Annotated in this window: 4 protein-coding genes; all 4 read left to right on the top strand. The window is 58.9% G+C overall.

The annotated features are described in order from the left end of the window. A partial coding sequence (gene trpD / locus CW742_RS08675) for an anthranilate phosphoribosyltransferase (RefSeq protein ID WP_292419213.1) occupies positions 1 to 1,011 on the top strand: 1,011 nt, incomplete at its 5' end. After that, entirely contained in the window at positions 1,008 to 1,763 is a 756-nt protein-coding gene (locus CW742_RS08670; RefSeq protein ID WP_292419210.1) for an indole-3-glycerol-phosphate synthase, read from the top strand. The genes trpD and CW742_RS08670, both read left to right, overlap by 4 nt. Next, positions 1,754 to 2,344 carry a phosphoribosylanthranilate isomerase gene (locus CW742_RS08665; protein WP_292419208.1) on the top strand — a complete coding sequence of 197 codons (591 nt, stop codon included), beginning with the start codon at positions 1,754 to 1,756 and terminating at the stop codon, positions 2,342 to 2,344. The genes CW742_RS08670 and CW742_RS08665 overlap by 10 nt, the downstream gene beginning before the upstream one ends. After that, positions 2,341 to 3,516 carry a tryptophan synthase subunit beta gene (gene trpB / locus CW742_RS08660; RefSeq protein WP_292419205.1) on the top strand — a complete coding sequence of 392 codons (1,176 nt, stop codon included), beginning with the start codon at positions 2,341 to 2,343 and terminating at the stop codon, positions 3,514 to 3,516. The genes CW742_RS08665 and trpB overlap by 4 nt, the downstream gene beginning before the upstream one ends. Positions 3,517 to 3,584 lie beyond the last annotated feature (68 nt).

The raw sequence follows: 3,584 nt of genomic DNA, 5'->3' as shown, positions 1-3,584 counted from the left end.
AGCGAGATCATCCAGCGGCTTTTGGACCTGCAGGACCTAACCGAAGCCGAGGCGGCCGGAGCGATGGACACCCTTATGGAGGGGAAAGCAACCCCGGCACAGATTGGCGCGTTCCTGGCAGCGCTCCGGATGAAAGGAGAGCGGCCATATGAGATTGCCGCATTTGCCCGTATTATGCGACAGCACGCTGTCTCCATCAGGCCGAAAGCGACACGGCTGCTGGTCGACACCTGCGGCACCGGGGGCGACAGTATGCATACGTTCAATATCAGTACAGCATCGGCATTCGTTGCCGCGGGTGCGGGAATCCCGGTTGTCAAGCACGGCAACCGGAGCGTCAGCAGCCTCTGCGGTTCTGCCGATGTGCTGTCAGCCCTCGGGGTGAACATCGCCCTTGGGCCGGATTCGCAGGCTGGCATTCTTGAGAGGGCGGGTATCGCGTTCCTCTTCGCACCCTTGCACCACCCGGCCATGCACCACGTGATGGCGGCGAGGCAGGAGATCGGGTGCAGGACGGTCTTCAACATCCTTGGCCCGCTGGCAAACCCGGCTGGCGCCCAGGCACAGGTGCTGGGAGTGTACCACCCGGGCCTGACCCCTACGATGGCAGAGGTCTTACGCCTCCTTGGGATCTCCCGTGCCATGGTCGTCCACGGGAGCGGACTGGATGAGATTACCACAACAGGAGAGACGGTAGTCTCGGAGCTTAAGGAGGACGCAATCCGGAACTATACCCTGGATTGCAGGGACTATGGCATTGCACCGGCACAGATCCCTGATCTGTCCGGAGGAGATGCTGCCACCAATGCACGCATTATCCGTGATATTCTCCAGGGTGAAAGGGGTGCGGCGCGGGACATCGTGCTCATGAATGCCGGTGCCGCCATCTATGTCGGGGGCATGGCTCGCGACCTGCACGAGGGATTAATTCTGGCCGGAACATCGATCGATTCAGGAAACGCCCGTGCCCGGCTCGATGCACTGGTGGATGCCACGCGGGGTGCCGCATGATCCTCGATGACATCGTCAGGCGCACGGAAAAACGGGTGGCCCTGCTTCCCGAGACGTTTCCGGAACCCTCCCGGAACAACCCCGCCAGCCTGATCGAGGCCATACAGGAGCGGGAAGGCAGGAACGCTGTGATAGCCGAGATCAAGTGTGCATCCCCCTCCCGGGGTATTATCCGGCGCAGCGTGGACATGGCCCAGATGGCTGGCGTACTTGCAGGGGCGGGATGCGTTGCCCTCTCGGTGCTGACCGAACCCTACTTCTTCGGGGGGGCCGGGCAGGACATTTCACGGGTCAAATCGGCAGTGGATTTGCCCGTGCTCCGGAAGGATTTCATCATCGACGAGCGCCAGATTGCGGAATCGCGTGCTCTCGGTGCAGATGCCGTGCTCCTGATTGCCTCAGTGCTTGAGAAGCGCCTGCCGGCATTCGTTGATATGGCAATGGATTATCATCTCGAACCGCTGGTGGAAGTCCACAATGCCGCTGAAGCTGAATCTGCACTCGACACGCAGGCAACCCTGATCGGCATCAACAACCGTAATCTTGCCACCATGACCATCGACCGTTCAACCACACGTATCCTTTCCGGAACTATCAGAGGAAAAGGGAAGCTGATCGTATCGGAAAGCGGGATGCGCTCCGCCGATGATGTCCGCGAGATGCGGGGATACTGCGATGCGTTCCTCATCGGTTCATCTATCATGTCCGACAAGCAACCGGGAAAGAAACTGGAGGAGTTCGTATGCGCATAAAGATCTGCGGCATCCCGCGGCCGGAAGATGCACGCTTTGCCGAAGATGCCGGCGCCGATGCAATCGGCGTTGTTGTCTGTTCTGGAGATGTATCCCGCAGGAATGTCCCACTGGAGCAGGCAGAACGGATCTTTAAAGCTGTTGGCCCGTTCATTACTACAGTTGCCGTATCGCACACAACCTCGGGAGACGAACTCCGGAAGATGATTGCACTCAGGCCTGACGCAATCCAGATCTCCCATCCTTTCACATTTGACAAAGATCCGGGAGTGAAGCTCATCCGGGTTGTCGGCAGAGGAGAGCCCCTGACTTATGATTGCGATGCCATCATCGTTGATGACAGCCACGGCACGGGAAGAACGTTTGACCACTCATATGCCAGGGACGCTGTCAGGACTTCCGGGATTCCAGTCATCCTTGCCGGAGGCCTGACCCCGGAAAATGTCCGGGATGCGATCCGCGAGGTCCGGCCTTATGCCGTGGACGTAGCGAGCGGAGTCGAGGTCTCCCCGGGGATCAAGGACCATAAGAAAATCAAGGCGTTTATCGCCGCATGCCGCACGCAGGAGCAGATACCATGACACTGGAGAAACGATACGGGGACTACGGCGGACAATACGTCTCGGAAACGCTGATGAGTGCACTGCTGGAACTCGAAGAGGCATACGAGAAGATTGATAACGATGCACTGTTTGCCGCAGACCTCACAGCCCTCCAGAAAGAATATGCCGGCCGGGAAACCCCCCTGACGTTCTGCCCGAACGCATCGAAAGATCTCGGGTGCAAAATCTATCTCAAACGTGAGGATCTCGTTCACGGTGGTTCGCACAAGCTTAACAACACCCTCGGGCAGGCACTCCTTGCAAAGCGCATGGGCAAAAAGAGGTTAATCGCCGAGACCGGTGCCGGCCAGCATGGCGTCGCTACAGCAATCGTGGGTGCTGCATTCGGGATGCCGGTCGAAGTCTACATGGGAGAAGTTGATACGAAGCGTCAGGCCCTCAATGTCTTCCGGATGGAACTGATGGGGGCAAAGGTTATACCGGTGACATCCGGGACACGCACCCTTAAGGATGCGACGAATGAAGCGCTCCGTGACTGGGCGGCCAATGTCCGGGATACGTATTACCTGATCGGTTCGGTTGTCGGCCCTCACCCGTATCCCCGGATTGTCCGCGATTTCCAGGCAGTAATCGGCCGTGAGACAAAAAAACAGGTCCTGGAAAAAGAGGGGCGGCTCCCGGACACAATCGTTGCCTGCGTTGGCGGTGGTTCGAATGCCATGGGAATCTTCTACCCCTTCGTCAAGGACGATGTTGAACTGGTCGGCGTCGAGGCAGGGGGTAAAGGGATCGAGACCGGCGAGCACTCGGCAACGCTCTGTGCCGGCGAGCCGGGGGTTCTGCACGGCGCCTTCTCATACCTGCTCCAGGATCCCGATGGCCAGGTGCTGCCCACCCACAGCATCTCTGCCGGGCTCGACTACCCCGGCGTTGGTCCCGAGCACGCAATGCTGAAGGACAGCAACCGGGTGACCTACGCCCCAGCCAATGATGCGGATGTACTCGATGCGTTCCGGTTCCTCTCGCGTTCCGAAGGGATCATCCCGGCGCTTGAATCTGCCCATGCAATTGCCTACGTGATGACAAACCGCGACCGGTTCGAGCGCGATGACATCGTCGTCATCAACCTCTCCGGCCGGGGAGACAAGGACGTATCTGAAGTGGCGCGGATGCAGGGGTGTGTTGTATGAGCCGGATCGACCGTGTATTTGAGAAACGCGGGAAAGCTTCGTTCATCGGATTTACCGTTGAAGGAGAT

Source organism: Methanoregula sp. (assembly GCF_002835825.1).
GTDB lineage: Archaea > Halobacteriota > Methanomicrobia > Methanomicrobiales > Methanospirillaceae > Methanoregula.
Note: the sequence above shows the minus strand (reverse complement) of the source record. Positions and strands in the feature narration are given on the sequence as shown.

Coding starts and splice junctions, on each gene's coding strand:
- CW742_RS08670 (WP_292419210.1), top strand. CDS start 1,008: ATGATCCTCGATGACATCGTCAGGCGCACGGAAAAACGGGTGGCCCTG.
- CW742_RS08665 (WP_292419208.1), top strand. CDS start 1,754: ATGCGCATAAAGATCTGCGGCATCCCGCGGCCGGAAGATGCACGCTTT.
- trpB (WP_292419205.1), top strand. CDS start 2,341: ATGACACTGGAGAAACGATACGGGGACTACGGCGGACAATACGTCTCG.